This is a genomic window from [Ruminococcus] torques ATCC 27756 (assembly GCF_000153925.1).
GTDB classification, from domain to species: Bacteria; Bacillota; Clostridia; order Lachnospirales; family Lachnospiraceae; genus Mediterraneibacter; species Mediterraneibacter torques.
Map to the genome: position 1 here is coordinate 1 of NZ_DS264383.1, position 17,140 is coordinate 17,140.

Here is a 17,140-nt window from a genome sequence, read left to right on the forward strand (position 1 = left end):
AAATAAAAGTTTAGTAAAAATTCACATTTATTTTGTATGATATGGTGTATTATAAAAGGATAAAAGCGGAGGGATAAATTATAATGAAGAGAAAAATTACAGCAGCGGCGGCATTTGCATTGTGTGTGGCAATGGGAGTCTGCGCATGCAGTCCGTCTGAAAAGGAAGATACATTTACGGGAAAGGAAAAGGAAGAGCTTGCGTGGCAGCCGAATCTTGACCGGATTTCCCCTGAAGTATATGCAGATATCAGTAATCTTGACCTGAAGCCGGGGACGTATATATCAGTCATCGGAAAGAGAGAGGGAACGGCTTACTGGAGCGAAGTGCAGGCCGGAGTTGAGCAGGCGGCGGAAGACATTAATAAGCATCTGGGATATAAAGGGGAGGACAAGATAAAAGTTCTTTATAACGCTCCGGCAGACAGTGAGAATATTGACGAACAGGTGAATATCCTTGACGAGGAGCTGGCGCGATATCCGGATGTGATCGCTGTTGCAAGCGTAGCGGAAGATGCGTCGGCTGTTCAGTTCGATCTTGCGGCAGAAAACGGAATTGCAGTCGTGGCATTTGATTCGAGGAACAATTATCAGGGAATTCAGTGCACCTGCATGACGGATAATGTGGCGGCGGCAAAAGAAGGGGCTCGGAAAATGAGCGAGGCGATCGAAGAAAAAGGAGAGATTCTGTTGATCGCACAGGATTCTGTTTCGGGAACGGCAAAAGAGCGAACAAAGGCAGTGACAGAAGAAATTACGGCAAATTATCCGAATGTGAAGGTTGTAGAGACGATCTATATGGATCAGTTTGACGATCTTAAGATGCAGGCTGCAGCGGACGAACTCGGGGTGACGAAAGAGCAGCTTGCCGAGTGGACGGTGGAATCGTCCGGTCAGACTCCGGCAGATGAAGGGGAAGAAGCGATGTCGGAAGAGGTGCGCACGAAACTGGAAGATATTCGCGCTGTCGCGGACGGGATGACAGATGCGGATGTGGTTGCCCGTTATATGGAAAAATACCCGAACCTGAAGGGCTGTTTTGCGGTAAATGCCGATGCGGTTTTACTGGCAATGGATGCTTTTGAGACAGCAGAAAATGAAGAAGATATCGTGTTGATGGGATTTGATGCCGGAAAGGAACAGATCGCGGCATTGAAAAACGGAACGATAGATGGTCTTATTGTGCAAAATCCGTTCGGCATGGGATATGCGACAGTTGTGGCGGCGGCGCGGGCTGCGCTTGAGATCGGAAATGAGGCAACCGTCGATACAGGATATGTTTGGGTGGATAAAGAAAATATGGACGACCCGGACGTGAAGGGGATGCTTTACGAATAGTCTTCGTCAGGCGTAAGCGGATGCTTTACAAATAGTTTTCGTCAGGCGTAAGCGAGGAAACTCTGTTTTCCATTAGCGGGTAAAGAGTTACCCGCTCCGACTGAGTGAAAAGATAAATTCAGTGCCGACTCCTTCGGTACTTACTACATTAATATGCTCGTCATGAGCTTGAATAATTTCTTTTACGATGGACAGGCCAAGGCCTGTCCCTTTTTTATCTTTGCCGCGGGAAAGGTCTGATTTGTAAAAACGCTCCCATATTTTAGTCTGCTCTTGCCGCGGGATTCCGATTCCGTGATCTTTTACGGAAATAAATACTTTTTCGTTCTTTTCACTAACCTCTACAGTAATCAAAGAATCGTTTTCGCTGAATTTAATTGCATTATCGATCAAGTTATAGAGGACTTGCTGGATCTTACGTTTGTCTGCCAAAACAAAAACAGCATCAGGCATGAGAAGCAGTTCGATGGAAATATGTTTTTGGGTACAGGCAGATTCAAAAGATGCGGCGGTACTTTTCAGAACTTCCTGTATGTCAAAATCTGACTTGTTAAGAAGAAGTTCTTTTGTATCGAATTCATTTAATGTCAGCAGATCTCGCGTGAGGTCGGTGAGACGCTCTGTTTCAAACAAAATAATATTTAAATATTTTCCGTACAATTCAGGCGGGATCGTTCCGTCGGCCATTGCCTCAACATATCCTTTTATGGACGTGAGAGGAGAACGAAAATCATGAGAGACATTTGCGACAATTTTTTTTTGATAGTCATCCATATCTTTCAGTCTGACTGCCATGTAATTCAGTGAAGCAGAGAGATATCCGAGTTCATCATGAGTGTGTACCGGAATCTCATAGTCAAGATTTCCGATAGCGTATTGTTTTGCCGCTTCGGAAATCTGCCTGAGCGGACGATGGATGAAAAACTGCACGCCGAGGAGAAAGATAAGAGAAAGTGCGAAAATGACTGCTGTGGAGATGTATACCTGAGTCATGATCGGAGCGCATCTCTCTTCGATGGCAGAGACGGGACTGTGGATCAGAAGGTATCCCTTTGTAGAAAAACCTTGTGTCACAGGCGCCATAACGGTGATCATATCTTCGTCAAAATATCCGTGATATGTACCTGTAATATAGCGGTTTCCGCCGATTTCGGCAGGGTTGAAGTCTTTGATCCTATCAGGACATACAGTGTCTTCTAAACTGGAAGAGGTAAGTGTTCTTCCGGTACTGTCTACGAACCAGATAGAAGCGTTGAAGTACAGTCTCATTGCAGACAACTGTGACTGGACGTTATAGATGGAAGAATCGCCGGAGAAGTAAGATGGGAGATAATCATTGGCAACAAAAGTAGCTTCTCTGTAAAGCGTATGAGAAGTGTCTTCGGTAAGCTTATCTGTCACAAGCTGCTCTGTAAGCGTTGCAGTTGAGAATAGACATAAAAATCCAAATATGATATAAAGTGCAATAAATTTAATGTGCAGAGTGCTTCTCATACGCGGTAGTCTCCTGTTTATCTGTTATTTTGTCTCAAATTTATAGCCGATGCCCCATACGGTTCCTAATTTCCAATGAGGATGATCTTTAAGTTTTTCCCGGAGACGTTTGATATGGACGTCGACAGTGCGGGTGTCACCGAGATATTCATAACCCCATATACGGTCAAGGAGCTGCTCCCTTGTAAATACCTGATTCGGAGATGAGGCGAGACAGTATAAAAGCTCCAGTTCTTTTGGCGGCATTTCAACAGTGTTTCCGTCACAGAGAACAGAATAATTTGTCAGGTTGATGGTCAGTCCTTCATACTCGACACACTTTGGCTTTTCCGCCTGGGACGGTTCGTTTTTTATCGGATGATAACGGCGAAGAACGGCGCGCACACGCGCAATCATTTCTTTTGAATCAAAAGGCTTTAAGATATAATCGTCCGCACCGAGTTCCAGACCGAGTACTTTGTCGAATATTTCCCCTTTCGCCGAAAGCATAATAATCGGCACGCCTGATTTTGCCCTGATCTCCCGGCATACTTGATAGCCGTCGATGCCCGGAAGCATAAGGTCAAGAAGAATCAGATTCGGTTCGTATGTTTCAAATGTGCTCAAGGCGTCTTCTCCGTTAAATACTATTTTTGTGTCAAAACACTCTTTTGTAAGATAGAGAGAGATAAGTTCTGCGATATTTTCATCATCGTCAACGATTAGTATTCTTTGTTTTCCGATCATATTTTTCCTCCGTTTTATGGGTGAACCCGTTATCCGAGCTCAACGATTGTGACTCCGGCATCGCCTTCTCCGAACTCGGCAAGGCGGTATGATTTTACATGTTTTTGTCTTCTGAGATATTCGTGGATTCCTTTTCTTAAAGCTCCGGTTCCTTTTCCGTGAACTACGCGTACGCTGTTTAGATGCGAGAGCAGGGCGTCATCTAAATATTTATCCAGTTCGGCGACCGCTTCGTCTACTGTTTTTCCGAGCAGATTGATCTCAGGACTTACAGAAAGTGACTTGCTCATCTTGATCTTGCTTTTTGCCGTACGGTTCATCCGCTTCGGTGCGTAAGGCGATACTTCTTCGATAATTTCCAAATCGGAAATATTGACTTGTGACCGAAGGATTCCCATCTGAACTGTGACGTTGCCTCTTGCATCGGGGAGAGAGCCGATGGTGCCGGTCAGATTCATACTTAATACTTTTACAGATTCTCCGAGTTTGAAATCAGACGGTTTGTAAGTCTTTTTCGGTTTGTTTGTTTTCAGTGAAGCAGAAGCGGAAGTATCTTTGATCTTTTTGCGCAGACGCTCCCGTTCTTTTTCCATTTCAGCGGCGGAGATATTCTCCTTTCCGAATTTGTGAAAATTGCGGAGCGTCTCGTCGGCAACTTCTTTCGCTTCTCTTAGTATTGCATTTGCTTTTTCATTTGCTTCACGGATGATGCGGTCACGTTGTTCTTCGAGCTTTTCCTGTTTTTGCACAGCCTGCCGTTTTAAAGTTTCGGCCTCTTTTTTATAAGCGGCAATTTCAGCCTGTTCTTTTTCGATCGTGCGTCTGCTTGCCTCAAGATCGCTTAGGAGATCTTCAAAAGAGACGTCTTGTTCACTCAGACGTTTTTTTGCATCGTCGATAATATAGCCGGGAAGTCCGAGCTTTCCGGAAATCGCAAAAGCATTACTTTTACCCGGAATACCGATGAGAAGCCGGTAAGTCGGCCGGAGACTTTCCACATCGAATTCACAGCAGGCATTTTCAACGCCCGGGGTAGAAAGGGCATAGATTTTCAGCTCGCTGTAATGGGTTGTTGCCATAGTGCGTATGTTTCGCTTATGGAGATGCGATAAAATAGCAATGGCAAGGGCCGCTCCTTCTGTCGGGTCGGTTCCTGCGCCTAATTCGTCGAAAAGAACGAGAGAACGATCGTCGACCTTTTTCAAAAAGGAAACAATATTTGTCATATGTGAAGAAAATGTACTCAGACTTTGTTCTATGCTCTGCTCATCTCCGATATCGGCGTAAACCTGTCGGAATACGGCGATTTCCGAACGGTCGCCTGCCGGAATATGAAGTCCGGCCTGCCCCATGAGGGTGAGAAGTCCGACCGTTTTTAAAGAGACGGTCTTTCCGCCTGTATTAGGTCCGGTGATGATGAGAAGAGAAAATTCATCGCCGAGAGATACGGTGATCGGGACAACTTTCTTCTGGTCGAGAAGAGGGTGGCGTCCTTCCCGGATACGGATACGTCCTTCTTCATTTAGAATCGGACGACTTGCGCGCATAGTAAGAGCAAGAGCGCCTCTTGCAAAAATGAAATCCAGATCGGTGAGAGATCGGTAGTCTGTTCGGATCTCTTCGATATATTGTGCGGCCTCTTCGCTTAAAGAAGCAAGAATCTTTCGGATCTCATCCTGTTCTTGTACATATAATTCTTTTAAGTCATTGTTCAGTTTTACAATAGCCATAGGTTCAATAAATAATGTAGAACCGGATGCGGACTGGTCATGGATCAGCCCTTGTACCTGACTGCGGTATTCGGCTTTGACAGGGATACAATAGCGGTCGCCGCGCATTGTGATCAGAGCATCCTGCAGGTACGTTCTTAAAGAACCGTTTACAAGACCTGAAAGTGTTGTGTGAACACGGTCGTTGAGATTATTTATGCTCCTTCGGATATGCTTTAGCGCACTGCTTGCGTCATCACTGATTTCATCTTCGGAAATGATGCATCTTTCAATTTCATTTGAAAGAGGTGTGAGCGGCTCAAGTCCGTCAAAATAAATATCAAGACAGTCGGCAAGATCTTCCTGCGTGTCATGCCGTCCGTATGACTTGGCCCGCGCAGTGTTTGAAAGAAGACGGCAGATGCGGAGAAGTTCCGCTGTATTTAGAGCGCCTCCGATCTCAAGTCGTTTGAGAGATTCTTCCACAGGAGCTGCGTCGCCGAAAGAAATCCGCCCCTTTTTAATGATCCTTGTAAAAGCGGCGGCGGTCTGTTCCTGAAGCAAATCGATCTTCGTAAGATCCGTTACCGGTTTCAGCCGTCGGCAAAGTTGTTTTCCGCGGAAAGAACTTGCCTCATTTTCCAACATGGAAATAATTTTATCAAATTCAAGTTTTATTAATGTTTTGTTATTCATAAATCTTCACCTGTCTGTAATGTTTGTATCCTCATTCTACTCTATTATCCGTATAAAGAAAAGGACTTTCAGGAAGTAAGAAAAACCTTTTCATAGAGGATTGAATCAGGTATACTAGAATTTGGAGGAAAATAAGTCCATGCCGAGTGATAAAGAACAAAAAAAATCGCCCGAAGAAGAGGCGGAAGAGAAGAAATATTCTTTTTTACAAGAAAAGATAAAAGGGAAACAGGGCAGCAGGGAAACGCTTATAAAACAATTTATCCGAATTGCGATCTATGGTCTGATATTGGGGATGTTTGCCTGCTTAGGTTTTTTTGCGCTTAAACCGTGGATGCAGCAATGGTTTGCGGGAAATGCAAAGACTGTGATGATCCCCGAAGATGAACAGGCAGCGGAAGATTCTGAGAAAAATCAAGAGGGAAAAGAAGATCCTGCGCTCGATGCGGAAAGTTATGAAGAGATGACCGCCGGGTTGAATGAACGTGTAAAAGAGGCGAGAAAAAGTATTGTTTCTGTATCTTCTGTATCTGAAAAGGCAGATTGGGACGGAGAGATGACAGGAATTTTGCAGAGTGTTACAGGTGTTATCGCCGGAGATAACGGCCGGGAATTTTTGATTATCGCCGACAGTTCGATCTGCACAGGCGCTTCTGCATGGAGAGTGACAATTTCCGATGGAAAAAGCTTCGATGCAGCGCTGAAAAAGGTCGATAATAACAGAAAGATAGCAGTGTTCGGCATCGGGAAACATGTCGTAGATGAGGATGACAGCGGATTGATCAAAGTAGCCGTTTTAGGTAATTCAAAGAAAGTGGCGCAGGGAGATGCAGTGATCGCTCTCGGAAATATATTTGGATATGCAGACGGAATGTCTTACGGCGTTGTCAGCGCATCGAATTATAAGGCGACATTTTTCGACGGAGAATGCGCAGTGATCGCGACAGACATTCCGGCAGAGGAACAAGGAACAGGCATGTTGTTTAACATGGATGGCGAAGTGGTAGGGATGATTTCTTCATCCGTATGGAACGACACAGGAAAAAATGTTGTGAATGCATATGGAATTTCAGATTTGAAGCCGATTATAGAATTGCTCATCAATGGGAAAAGCGTTCCATATATCGGAATTTACGGAACAACGGTGACGGAGCAGCTTGCAGAAGAACATAAAATGCCGTCAGGTATTTATGTGGCAGATGTTGATCCGGATTCACCGGCGATGGCGGCGGGAATACAAATCGGAGATATTATATGTGAAGCATCGGGAGAAGAGATAAAGGATATTGCCGCATACCAAAACATTGTGATAGGCTCGTCTGTAGGAGAAACGATGGAGTTTGTCGGAAAACGGCTCGGTTCAGACGGATATGTCAATATAAAATTTTCTGTCGTGACCACAGAAAAAGAAGAAGTTCAGTAAAAAAGCGGGAATGAGAAAATAAGAAAAGAAGAAGTTCAGTAAGAAGCAGGAATGAGAAAATAAGAAAAGAAGAAGTTCAGTAAGAAGCAGGAATGAAAAAATAAGAAAACAGATTAAAAGAAATAGAACATAGAGAAATAAAGAAAAAATAGAAAGAGGAATAGCGAGACATGAGATATATCAGTGGGTTACATGAAGGAGAAACAATCAGAAATATTTATCTGTGTAAGGGAAAACGTTCGGCTGAAACAAGAAACGGAAAACCATATGACAACGTGCTTTTGCAGGATAAGACAGGAACGCTTGACGGAAAAGTATGGGACCCGAATTCGCAGGGGATTGCGGACTATGATGAAAAAGATTTTATAGAAGTATATGGAGAAGTGATCAATTATAACGGAAATCTGCAGATTAATATAAAACAGATCCGCAAAGCCGGTGAAGAGGAATACAACCCGGCAGATTACATGCCTACCACAGAGAAAAGCGTTGACGGGATGTATGAACAGCTGACAGAGTTTATCCGTCACATTTCCAATCCGTATCTGAAAAGTCTGTTAGAATATTTCTTTGTGAACGATCAGGAATTTATTAAAAAATTCCGGTCACATTCTGCAGCGAAAACGGTACACCACGGATTTTCGGGAGGACTGCTGGAACATACGTTGAGCGTACTTCGGATGTGCGAATATTTTGCCGGATCATATGGAATTTTAAACAAAGATCTTCTGTTGACAGCGGCAATGTGCCATGACATCGGAAAAACAAGGGAACTTTCGTCATTTCCGGACAATGATTATACAGATGAAGGACAGTTGATAGGGCATATTGTGATCGGAGTGGAAATGCTCGACGAGGCAATCAGGACAATACCGGATTTTCCGGTTCGCCTTGCAAATGAATTGAAACACTGTATTATCGCCCACCACGGAGAGTTGGAATACGGTTCTCCGAAAAAACCGGCGCTTGCGGAGGCGGTAGCGCTGAATCTTGCGGATAATGCAGATGCAAAAATGCAGACTTTGACGGAAATATTTAAAGGGAAAACAGGTACAGACTGGTTAGGATTTAACCGATTGTTCGATTCTAATTTGCGTAGAACGTCAGGAGCGTAAACAGAAAAAGCCGATTGTAGGCGGCGGACAGATCGTAACTATACGGTATTTCCGGTGGGGAAATATGTGCGCAGATGCGGATGTGCAAAAAATGCAGGAAAACAGAAAGAAAAGGGAAGATATGTGTATGCAGAAAAATGATACTGTAGTTGTTGAAATCACGGATATCGGTGTCAACGGAGAAGGAATCGGAAAGATAGACGGATATACGCTGTTCATAAAAGACGCTGTAATAGGAGATGTTGCAGAAGTTAAAGTGATCAAGGCTAAGAAAAATTATGGATACGCCCGATTGATAAACGTGCTTGAACCGTCAAACAGCCGGGTTGAACCTAAGTGTCCTTTCGCAAGAAAATGCGGGGGTTGTCAGATTCAGGAAATGTCCTATGAAAAGCAACTTGAGTTTAAAGAAAGAAAAGTCAGGGGAAATCTTGAACGGATCGGTGGTTTTCCATCTGAACTTCTGGAGCGCACAAAAGAGCCGATCATTGGGATGGAAACTCCGTTTTATTATAGAAATAAGGCGCAGTTTCCGTTTGGAACAGACAAAGAAGGAAATCCCGTAACAGGATTTTACGCAGGCCGTACACATGACATTATAGCAAATACAAACTGCATTCTCGGTGCAGCGGTAAATGAACATATTTTAGAGAGCATTCTTGATTTTATGAAAAAATATAAGATCCGTTCCTATGATGAAAAAACAGGAACGGGTCTGTTTCGTCATGTGCTGCTTCGTTATGGATTTACGACAAAAGAAATCATGGTGTGTTTTGTTGTGAATAAAGATAAAGCGGATAAAAGCGGAGAATGGTTTCCGCATCAGAAAGAGTTGGTGGAAGAGCTTGCTAAAATTGACGGAATGACGAGTATAACGGCAAGTCCCAACACAAAGCGAACAAACGTAATTATGGGAGATACGTTTGAGGTGCTTTGGGGGCAAGGATATATTACAGACTATATCGGCTCAGTGAAATATCAGATTTCTCCTTTGTCGTTTTATCAAGTAAACCCGGTACAGACGGAAAAATTATACTCTCAGGCGCTTGAATATGCAGGCTTAAAAGGAGATGAAACGGTTTGGGATTTGTACTGTGGCATCGGAACAATTTCTTTGTTTCTTGCGCAGAAGGCAAAACAGGTTTACGGCGTGGAAATCGTGCCCCCTGCGATTGATGATGCAAGAGAAAACGCACAGTTAAACGGAATAGAAAACGCACAGTTTTTTGTGGGAAAATCTGAAGAAATCCTTCCGAAATACTATAAAGATTATGAAGAACAGCACGGAGGAGAAAAGGCACACGCGGATGTGATCGTCGTAGATCCGCCTCGGAAAGGGTGCGATGCCAAATTGCTGGATACCATTTTGAAGATGCAGCCGGAGAGGATTGTTTATGTAAGCTGCGATTCCGCAACATTGGCAAGAGATCTGAAAATATTGTGCGAAGGGGCACAGGAAGACGAAAAAACAGCAGGGTATCAGATTGAGAAATGGAGAGCGGTTGATCAATTTCCGATGACGACACATGTGGAGACTATTGTGTTGATACAAAAGAAAAACTCGTAGAAATCCTTTATTTTAGGCACTTTGCGAAACATTTTACCTTTACTTCAGAGGGCAAAAATTCACGCAATAAACACCTAAAAAACTATTTTGATGTTTCGGTGGTAATAGATATCGGGTGTGGGAACACAAACGAAAAATAAAGGTTTTTTAAAATATATTTATCTATGTAGTGTCCACCTTGCCACAAAAATGTAGGCGACATTCATTTGTATAAGGGCAGATAAGCGTATCATTAGAAATAGTGGTACGCTTATTTTTTACCCCTATTACACATTTGAGTACCCTACCCATTCTTCTATATAATGAAGTCAAGAACGGAGGTGCTGACAATGAGAGAAACAAAATACCATGCATATCTGGATAGTGAGGAAAGAACAATCCTTTTACATAGCCTTGTGGAATTGAAAAATCAACTTATTCAGCAAGGCAGATATACAGACTGTGTTGACGAGCTGATTGTCAAAGTCATAAACGCCCCTGTGAAGAAACTAAAAGTATTGGTGTAGGAGGTTGTGATGTATGACAAAGATTTTGCCGAGCTTGTGAAAATTGCAGCGGAGAAATTAAAAGAAGATACCGTTTATAAAATGCTCACACGCAGCGAGGATTATCAAAAAGAAAGCGACGCAAGGGATAAGGCGGAACGAAACTATGAAAATCTTGATTTGACAATGGAACAGAGAAAGGTCTGTGATATTTTTTTAGATTACAGAGATAGGCAGAGCTTGGAATACTCTGATTATTCCTATTTGGCAGGCTTATATGATGCGTTCCGTATCATGGCGGTCATTTTCCCTGACAGGTGGGATATGGAGCAGATACAGAAAGCCTTATCCTTAATTGAAAACTGAATATAGAAATGGATACATAGCCGATTGGTGTAACAGCCAGTCGGCTTTCTTGCGTTCAGAGCGAAGTACATAGCCGCCTTTGACAAAGCGGCTAAATAAAAGCGAAAGGAGGACGCTATATGTCAAATTGCAAAGTGATCGCTCTGACCAATCAGAAAGGCGGTGTGGGTAAGACCACCACAGCCGTCAATCTGGGCGTGTGTCTATCAAAGCAGGGAAAGAAAGTCCTGCTTGTGGATGCAGACGCACAGGCGAATCTTACAATGTCGCTTGGCTATCCACGACCAGATGATTTGCCCATATCCCTTGCGACGATTATGCAGGACATCATCGACGATAAACCCTTTGATGTTCAAAAAGGCATCCTGCATCACAGCGAGGGTGTTGATCTGTTACCCTCAAATATTGAGTTATCAGGTCTGGAAGTAAGGCTTATCAATGCAATTAGCCGTGAGCGTGTTCTGACGACCTGTATTAACGAGGTCAAAAAGAATTACGACTATGTGCTTATTGATTGTATGCCGAGCTTGGGTATGCTGACAATCAACGCATTGGCGGCGGCTGACAGCGTGGTTATCCCGACACAGCCGCATTATCTTTCTGCAAAAGGTCTGGAGTTATTGCTTCGCTCTGTGTCAAAAGTCAGACGGCAGATCAATCCCCATCTTCGGATTGACGGTATCTTAATGACAATGGTAATGCCACGCACGAACATTTCTAAGGAAGTGACTGCATTGGTAAGGAGTGCATACGGTCAGAATATCAAAGTTTTTGATGCTCAGATACCACATTCTATCCGTGCAGTAGAAGCTACCGCAGAGGGAAAGAGCATTTTCGCCTACGACAAAGGCGGTAAGGTTGCCGCAGCTTATGAGCAGTTTGGAAAGGAGGTGGCACATATTGGCGAGAAGCAGAAAAAGCAGCATCGAGCTGACTGCATACGATGACCTTTTTCAGACAGACGAAAGCCGTGCAGAAGCGGCATTAAGTAAGATAAGGGATATTCCCATTTCTGAAATTGATGAGTTTCCAGACCATCCCTTTAAGGTTTTAATGGATGAGGATATGGAACAGCTTGTTGACAGCATAAAAAGAAACGGTGTAATGACACCTGCGACTGTCCGTTTGAAGGAGGACGGCAGATATGAGCTGATTAGCGGTCACAGGAGAAAAAAGGCTTGTGAGCTTGCGGGGCTTGATACGCTGAAATGTGAGGTCAAGGAGTTTTCCCGTGATGAAGCCATTATTGTAATGGTGGAAAGTAACCTGCAAAGAACGACCATTTTGCCGAGTGAAAAGGCGTTTGCCTATAAGATGCGGTTGGAAGCGATGAACAGACAAGGACAAAGATTAGATTTAACTTCGACACCAATGGTGTCAAAGTCACGGTCAAACGAGGAACTTGCCGACAAAGTTGGCGAAAGTCGTGAACAGATACGCCGCTATATCCGCTTAACTGAGCTTGTACCTGAAATTTTGCAAATGGTGGATGAGCGTCAGATTGCGTTTCGTCCTGCGGTAGAAATCTCTTATCTTTCCGAGGAACAGCAATATACTTTGCTTGAAGCGATGGAATATAATGACGCCACGCCCTCACTTGCACAGGCTATCAAAATGAAAAAGTATATGCAGGAGGGAAAGCTGACAGACGGGGTGATCAGTTCCATTATGGAAGAAGAAAAACCGAACCAGAGAGAAAAGCCTGCTTTCCGTGATGAAAGGATAACCAAGCTCATTCCCAAATCTGTACCCAAAGGGAAAGAATCCGATTTTGTGGTCAAGGCGTTGGAGTTTTATAACCGCCATCTGCAAAGAAGCAAGGCACAGGAACGATAGCCACACATCAAGGGACAGGTCTGTCTGCTTGGGGGGATAGCCTTTTTTTTCGCTTTCCCCCTCTCCACACCTCTCCCCCTTAATACTGCCAGTTACTATCCGAGAAAAGAAAAACAATAAGCTGCCAGAGGGCGGCTTTTTTCGGTTAGCAGGCAATATCTATTTTCAATATCAACAGGAGGTAAATGATGAAATTCAAAAAAATATTCCAAAAGGCTGCGGCTGTTGTGATGGCTGCGGTTACGGTATTCTCCGTACTGCCTGCCACCACAGCCTTTGCAGCCGTAGGAGATGTTGGTACGATTTCCTTTTCACACACTTATGACGGGAACGGAAATGCAATGAGGTACAATTCAAGTGCCAACATCAACGGTTATATCGCAGGCGGTACGGGTAACTATAAATACCGTATGTTTGTGGATGGCGACACAGCATTTTGTTTACAGCCAGGTGTGCCGCTAAAAACGGGCAACACCTTGAAAGAAGCATCTTCCGAAGCATGGAACGCTCTTTCGAGAAGCCAGAAAAAAGCAGTTGGGCTTGCCCTGCTCTATGGGTATCAGGGAAACCGAGGAAATCTGTCTGGATCAGACGATGAGAAATGGCTTGCGACCCAGACTCTTGTATGGGAGTTTGTTACGGGATGCCGTGAAGCCACAGGCTCATACCGCCAGACAAGCAGCACCGTGTACAGCCTGCACTTTGGTTCTCATTATCCAAACAGCGGAGCAAAGAAAGTCTATGACCAGATTGTTTCGCTGATGAGTAAGCACAATACCATTCCGAGCTTTATGTCAGGCGGGAAAGACGATATTACAAAGGAGCTTGTCTATAAAGACGGGAAATACAGTTTAACGCTGACAGATAAAAACGGTGTGCTGTCCGAGTATTCCTTTGCAAGTTCCAGCGATGCAGTCAGCGTAGCAAAATCTGGAAATAAGCTCACGCTCACATCAAAGAAAGCCTTTCATGGTTCTGTAAGGATTACAGCAACCCGAAACGGAGTGCCTGTGGTCAGTCAGAGTGCCAAACTGATTGCTTATGGTGATCCGAACTTGCAGGATGTTATTACAGGTGTAGAAAACGCTTCTCCTGTATCTGCCTATCTCAATGTGGAAACACCGACAGGCACGATTGCCCTGAAAAAGACTTCTGAGGACGGCGTTGTAGCAGGCATTCAGTTTACCATCAAGGGTGAGGGTATCAATAAGACGGTAACGACCGATGAAAATGGAAATATCACAGTAGAAGGTCTGTTCCCTGCCACTTATACCATCACAGAGCAGACCATTGACCGTTATGAACCACAGCAGACTCAGACGGTAACACTCATCGGCGGCAAGACAACCACAGTCAACTTCAACAACACCCTAAAGCGTGGCAGCCTTGAAGTAGTCAAGACTTCCGAGGACAATCTGGTGGAGGGCGTGAAATTCCATTTGTACGGCACATCTCTTAGCGGACTTGCAGTCGATGAGTATGCTGTCACCGATGGAAAAGGTGTAGCCAAGTTTGAGGATGTCCTGATCAGCGGCGACACCCCGTATGTGCTTGAGGAAGTGGATACAGCAATCCGCTATGTTGTTCCTGCATCCCAGACCGCACCGATTGAATGGAATAAGGTTACAAACCGCAGTTTCCAAAATATTCTCAAGAAATTCAATGTGACGGTAACTAAGACCGATGCAGAAACAGGAACACCGCAGGGGGACGCATCTTTGGCAGGTGCGGTTTATGGCATTTACAAGGGCGAAGAACTGATTGACACCTACACCACCGACGAAAACGGTCAGTTTACGACCAAGTATTATGTGTGCGGCGATGACTGGACAATCCGAGAAATCAGTCCGTCCGAGGGGTATCTTCTTGACCCGACTATTCATAAAGTCGGTGCAGAGCCAGAACTTTATGAGGTGGAATATAATTCTGTCGAAAATGATGTGAATGAGCAGGTTATCAAGGGAAATATCGCTATTATCAAGCATACCGATGACGGCGAAACAGGCATCGAAACTCCAGAAGAAGGTGCTGTCTTTGAGGTATTCCTTAAATCGGCAGGCAGCTTTGAGCAGGCAAAAGAAAGCGAGCGTGACAAGCTCGTCTGTGATGAGAACGGTTTTGCCCAGACAAAAGATATGCCTTATGGCATTTATACGGTAAAACAGACTTCTGGATGGGAAGGGCGTGAGCTGATGAAGCCGTTTGATGTGTTTATCAGTTCCGACGGTCAGACCTACCGCTATCTTATCAACAATGCCAACTTTGAAAGCTATATCAAGGTTGTGAAGAAAGATGCGGAAACAGGGAAAACCATCCCGTATGCAGGGGCAGGCTTCCAGATTTACGACCCGAACGGCAACCTTGTGACAATGACTTTCACTTATCCAGAAGTGACAACCATTGATACTTTCTATACTACCGCAGATGGCGAGTTGATCACCCCGCAGGCTTTGGAATACGGAAAAGGCTATTCCCTTGTGGAAGTACAAGCCCCGTACGGCTATGTGCTTGACTCCGAGCCTGTGTATTTTGATGTAGTGCAGGAAAATTCGGAGGAAGAAAGCGGAATTACCGTGATTGAGGTAGTACGATCCAATCTGGCACAAAAAGGTAGGATTACCGTAGAAAAGTCTGGAGAGATTTTTTCAAGTGTATCGGAAAACAACGGAATGTATCAGCCAAACTTTGCCGTAGGAAATCTGGAGGGTGCGGTTTATGAGATTACCGCAGCCGAGGATATTGTAACCTTAGAGGGAACAGTCAGAGCAAAAAAAGGTGAGGTGGTAGATACCCTGACCACAGGTGCAGACGGTACGGCAAAATCAAAGGAATTATATCTTGGAAAATATGAAGTGAAGGAAGTGACAGCACCGAATGGTATGGTGCTGAATGATGAAATTCACTCCGTCGAGCTTGTCTATGCAGGACAGGAAATTTCGGTAACAGAAACAGAAACGAGTTTCTACAACGAGCGTCAGCGTGTGGAAATCGACCTTGTAAAGAACCTTGAAACCGACGAGCATTTTGGTGTGGGCAATAACGGGGAGATCTTTGATGTTGCCTTTGGGCTGTATGCAGAAAAGGAATTGACTGCCGCAGACGGTACGGTCATTCCTGCTGACGGACTGATTGAGATTATTACTCTTGACGAGAACGGAAATGGCAAGGTTAAGACTGACCTTCCGATGGGCAATTATTATGTGAAAGAGATTGCAGCAAACGAAGCGTATCTTACAAGTGATACGAAATACCCTGTAAACTTTGAATATGCAGGACAGGATACCGCCATCGTCCACCTTGCAGTCAATGACGGCGAACCCATTGAAAACAAGCTGATTTATGGTTCTGTAAGCGGAAAGAAAACCGATGAGGACGGCAAGGGCTTAGGTGGTGCTGTCATTGGCATCTTTAAGACCGGCACAGAAGAATTTACAAAAGAACATGCGATTTTAACTACCACATCAAAGGATGACGGTAGTTTTTCTTTTGCCAAAGTGCCGTATGGTTCTTGGATTATCCGAGAGGTAGAAAGTCCGAAAGGCTTTGTACTGTCCGAGGAAGAAATTCCTGTTACGATCGGCAAGGTGGATGAAGTTGTGGAAATCGAGCTTGTGAATGAATTTATCATAGGCAATATTGAGCTTACCAAAGTTGATAAGGATTATCCTGACAATAAGCTGACAGGTGCAGCTTTTGAAGTCTTTGCGGATACCAACAAAAACGGCGAGTACGACAAGGAAGATGAGCTGCTTGGCGAAATGTCTGAGCTTGGCGGCGGCATCTACCAGATGAGCGAGCTTCGATACGGAAAATATTTTGTCCGTGAAAAGACAGCACCAGAGGGCTTTGTTCTTGATGAAAATGTCTACACCGTATTCATTGAGGAAAATGGCAAGACCTATGTGGTGGAAAATGAAGCAGGCAAAGGCTTTGTCAATGCCCCGCAGTCAGGCAGTCTTAAAATTGTCAAAACATCTTCCGATGGCAAGGTGGAAGGCTTCTCTTTCCGAGTGACAGGTGCAAATGGATATGACCAGACTTTTAAGACCGACAAAAATGGAGAAATCGTGATTGAAAACCTGCGTATCGGAGAATACACCATTTCCGAGGTCAGCGATAAGGCATCGGCAAACTATATCCTGCCTGCCGAAAAACAGATTACGGTCAAAGTGGGATCAACTACGGTTGTTCAGATGCACAATGAACTGCGTGACACCCCGAAAACAGGGGATGACTTCAATCCGTTCCTCTGGGGAGGACTGGCGGCAGTTTCCCTCATTGGTGCAGGTACGCTCTTGATCGCAGGGCTGAAAAAGAAGAAGAAGGAGGACTAAGGAATGGAAGTAAAGACGGTGATCGCCATTGTGCTTGTGATGTTCATTGTGG

General features: G+C 44.4%; 12 protein-coding genes. 9 read left to right on the forward strand and 3 right to left on the reverse strand.

What is annotated here, in order from left to right; all coding sequences use genetic code 11:
- The first annotated feature begins 83 nt into the window (after window positions 1–83).
- Window positions 84–1,337, forward strand: coding sequence for a substrate-binding domain-containing protein (locus RUMTOR_RS12010; RefSeq protein WP_004848325.1), 1,254 nt, complete (start codon window positions 84–86; stop codon window positions 1,335–1,337).
- Window positions 1,338–1,424: 87 nt separating this feature from the next.
- On the opposite strand, the gene RUMTOR_RS12015 is transcribed toward RUMTOR_RS12010, so the two are convergent.
- From RUMTOR_RS12015 to RUMTOR_RS12025, 3 genes are read right to left on the reverse strand one after another with little or no spacing between them, the layout of a single operon-like run.
- Window positions 1,425–2,831 carry a HAMP domain-containing sensor histidine kinase gene (locus RUMTOR_RS12015; RefSeq protein ID WP_004848327.1) on the reverse strand — a complete coding sequence of 469 codons (1,407 nt, stop codon included), beginning with the start codon at window positions 2,829–2,831 and terminating at the stop codon, window positions 1,425–1,427.
- A gap of 24 nt (window positions 2,832–2,855) precedes the next feature.
- Window positions 2,856–3,557 (reverse strand): response regulator transcription factor, encoded by a 702-nt coding sequence (locus RUMTOR_RS12020; RefSeq protein ID WP_004848328.1) that lies wholly within the window; start codon window positions 3,555–3,557, stop codon window positions 2,856–2,858.
- Window positions 3,558–3,586: 29 nt separating this feature from the next.
- Entirely contained in the window at window positions 3,587–5,962 is a 2,376-nt protein-coding gene (locus RUMTOR_RS12025) for an endonuclease MutS2 (RefSeq protein WP_004848330.1), read from the reverse strand.
- 139 nt (window positions 5,963–6,101) lie between these two features.
- Between RUMTOR_RS12025 and RUMTOR_RS12030 the strand changes: the two genes are divergently transcribed.
- The 8 genes from RUMTOR_RS12030 (at window position 6,102) to RUMTOR_RS12060 (ending at window position 17,088) form a co-directional block, all read left to right on the forward strand.
- On the forward strand, window positions 6,102–7,385 hold the full coding sequence (locus RUMTOR_RS12030) for a S1C family serine protease (protein WP_004848332.1): 1,284 nt from the start codon (window positions 6,102–6,104) through the stop codon (window positions 7,383–7,385).
- A 170-nt stretch (window positions 7,386–7,555) separates the two neighbouring features.
- Window positions 7,556–8,500 (forward strand): 3'-5' exoribonuclease YhaM family protein, encoded by a 945-nt coding sequence (locus RUMTOR_RS12035; RefSeq protein ID WP_004848334.1) that lies wholly within the window; start codon window positions 7,556–7,558, stop codon window positions 8,498–8,500.
- 64 nt (window positions 8,501–8,564) lie between these two features.
- Complete coding sequence (gene rlmD, locus RUMTOR_RS12040) at window positions 8,565–10,067, forward strand: 23S rRNA (uracil(1939)-C(5))-methyltransferase RlmD (RefSeq protein WP_004848335.1); 1,503 nt, start codon at window positions 8,565–8,567, stop codon at window positions 10,065–10,067.
- A gap of 329 nt (window positions 10,068–10,396) precedes the next feature.
- Window positions 10,397–10,573, forward strand: coding sequence for a hypothetical protein (locus tag RUMTOR_RS13195; RefSeq protein WP_009320322.1), 177 nt, complete (start codon window positions 10,397–10,399; stop codon window positions 10,571–10,573).
- Window positions 10,574–10,582: 9 nt separating this feature from the next.
- Window positions 10,583–10,918, forward strand: a complete 336-nt coding sequence (locus RUMTOR_RS12045) for a hypothetical protein (protein WP_004848338.1) — start codon at window positions 10,583–10,585, stop codon at window positions 10,916–10,918.
- Between the two features lie 119 nt (window positions 10,919–11,037).
- Window positions 11,038–11,865 (forward strand): ParA family protein, encoded by an 828-nt coding sequence (locus RUMTOR_RS12050; RefSeq protein ID WP_004848340.1) that lies wholly within the window; start codon window positions 11,038–11,040, stop codon window positions 11,863–11,865.
- The gene (locus RUMTOR_RS12055; RefSeq protein ID WP_009320321.1) at window positions 11,819–12,754 is read left to right on the forward strand and encodes a ParB/RepB/Spo0J family partition protein; all 936 of its coding nucleotides are present in this window, start codon (window positions 11,819–11,821) and stop codon (window positions 12,752–12,754) included. Before RUMTOR_RS12050 ends, RUMTOR_RS12055 begins: the two co-directional genes overlap by 47 nt.
- Window positions 12,755–12,942: 188 nt before the next feature.
- Window positions 12,943–17,088: a SpaA isopeptide-forming pilin-related protein gene (locus tag RUMTOR_RS12060; protein ID WP_009320320.1), complete on the forward strand. Its 4,146-nt coding sequence runs from the start codon at window positions 12,943–12,945 to the stop codon at window positions 17,086–17,088.
- The last annotated feature ends 52 nt before the right edge of the window (window positions 17,089–17,140 follow it).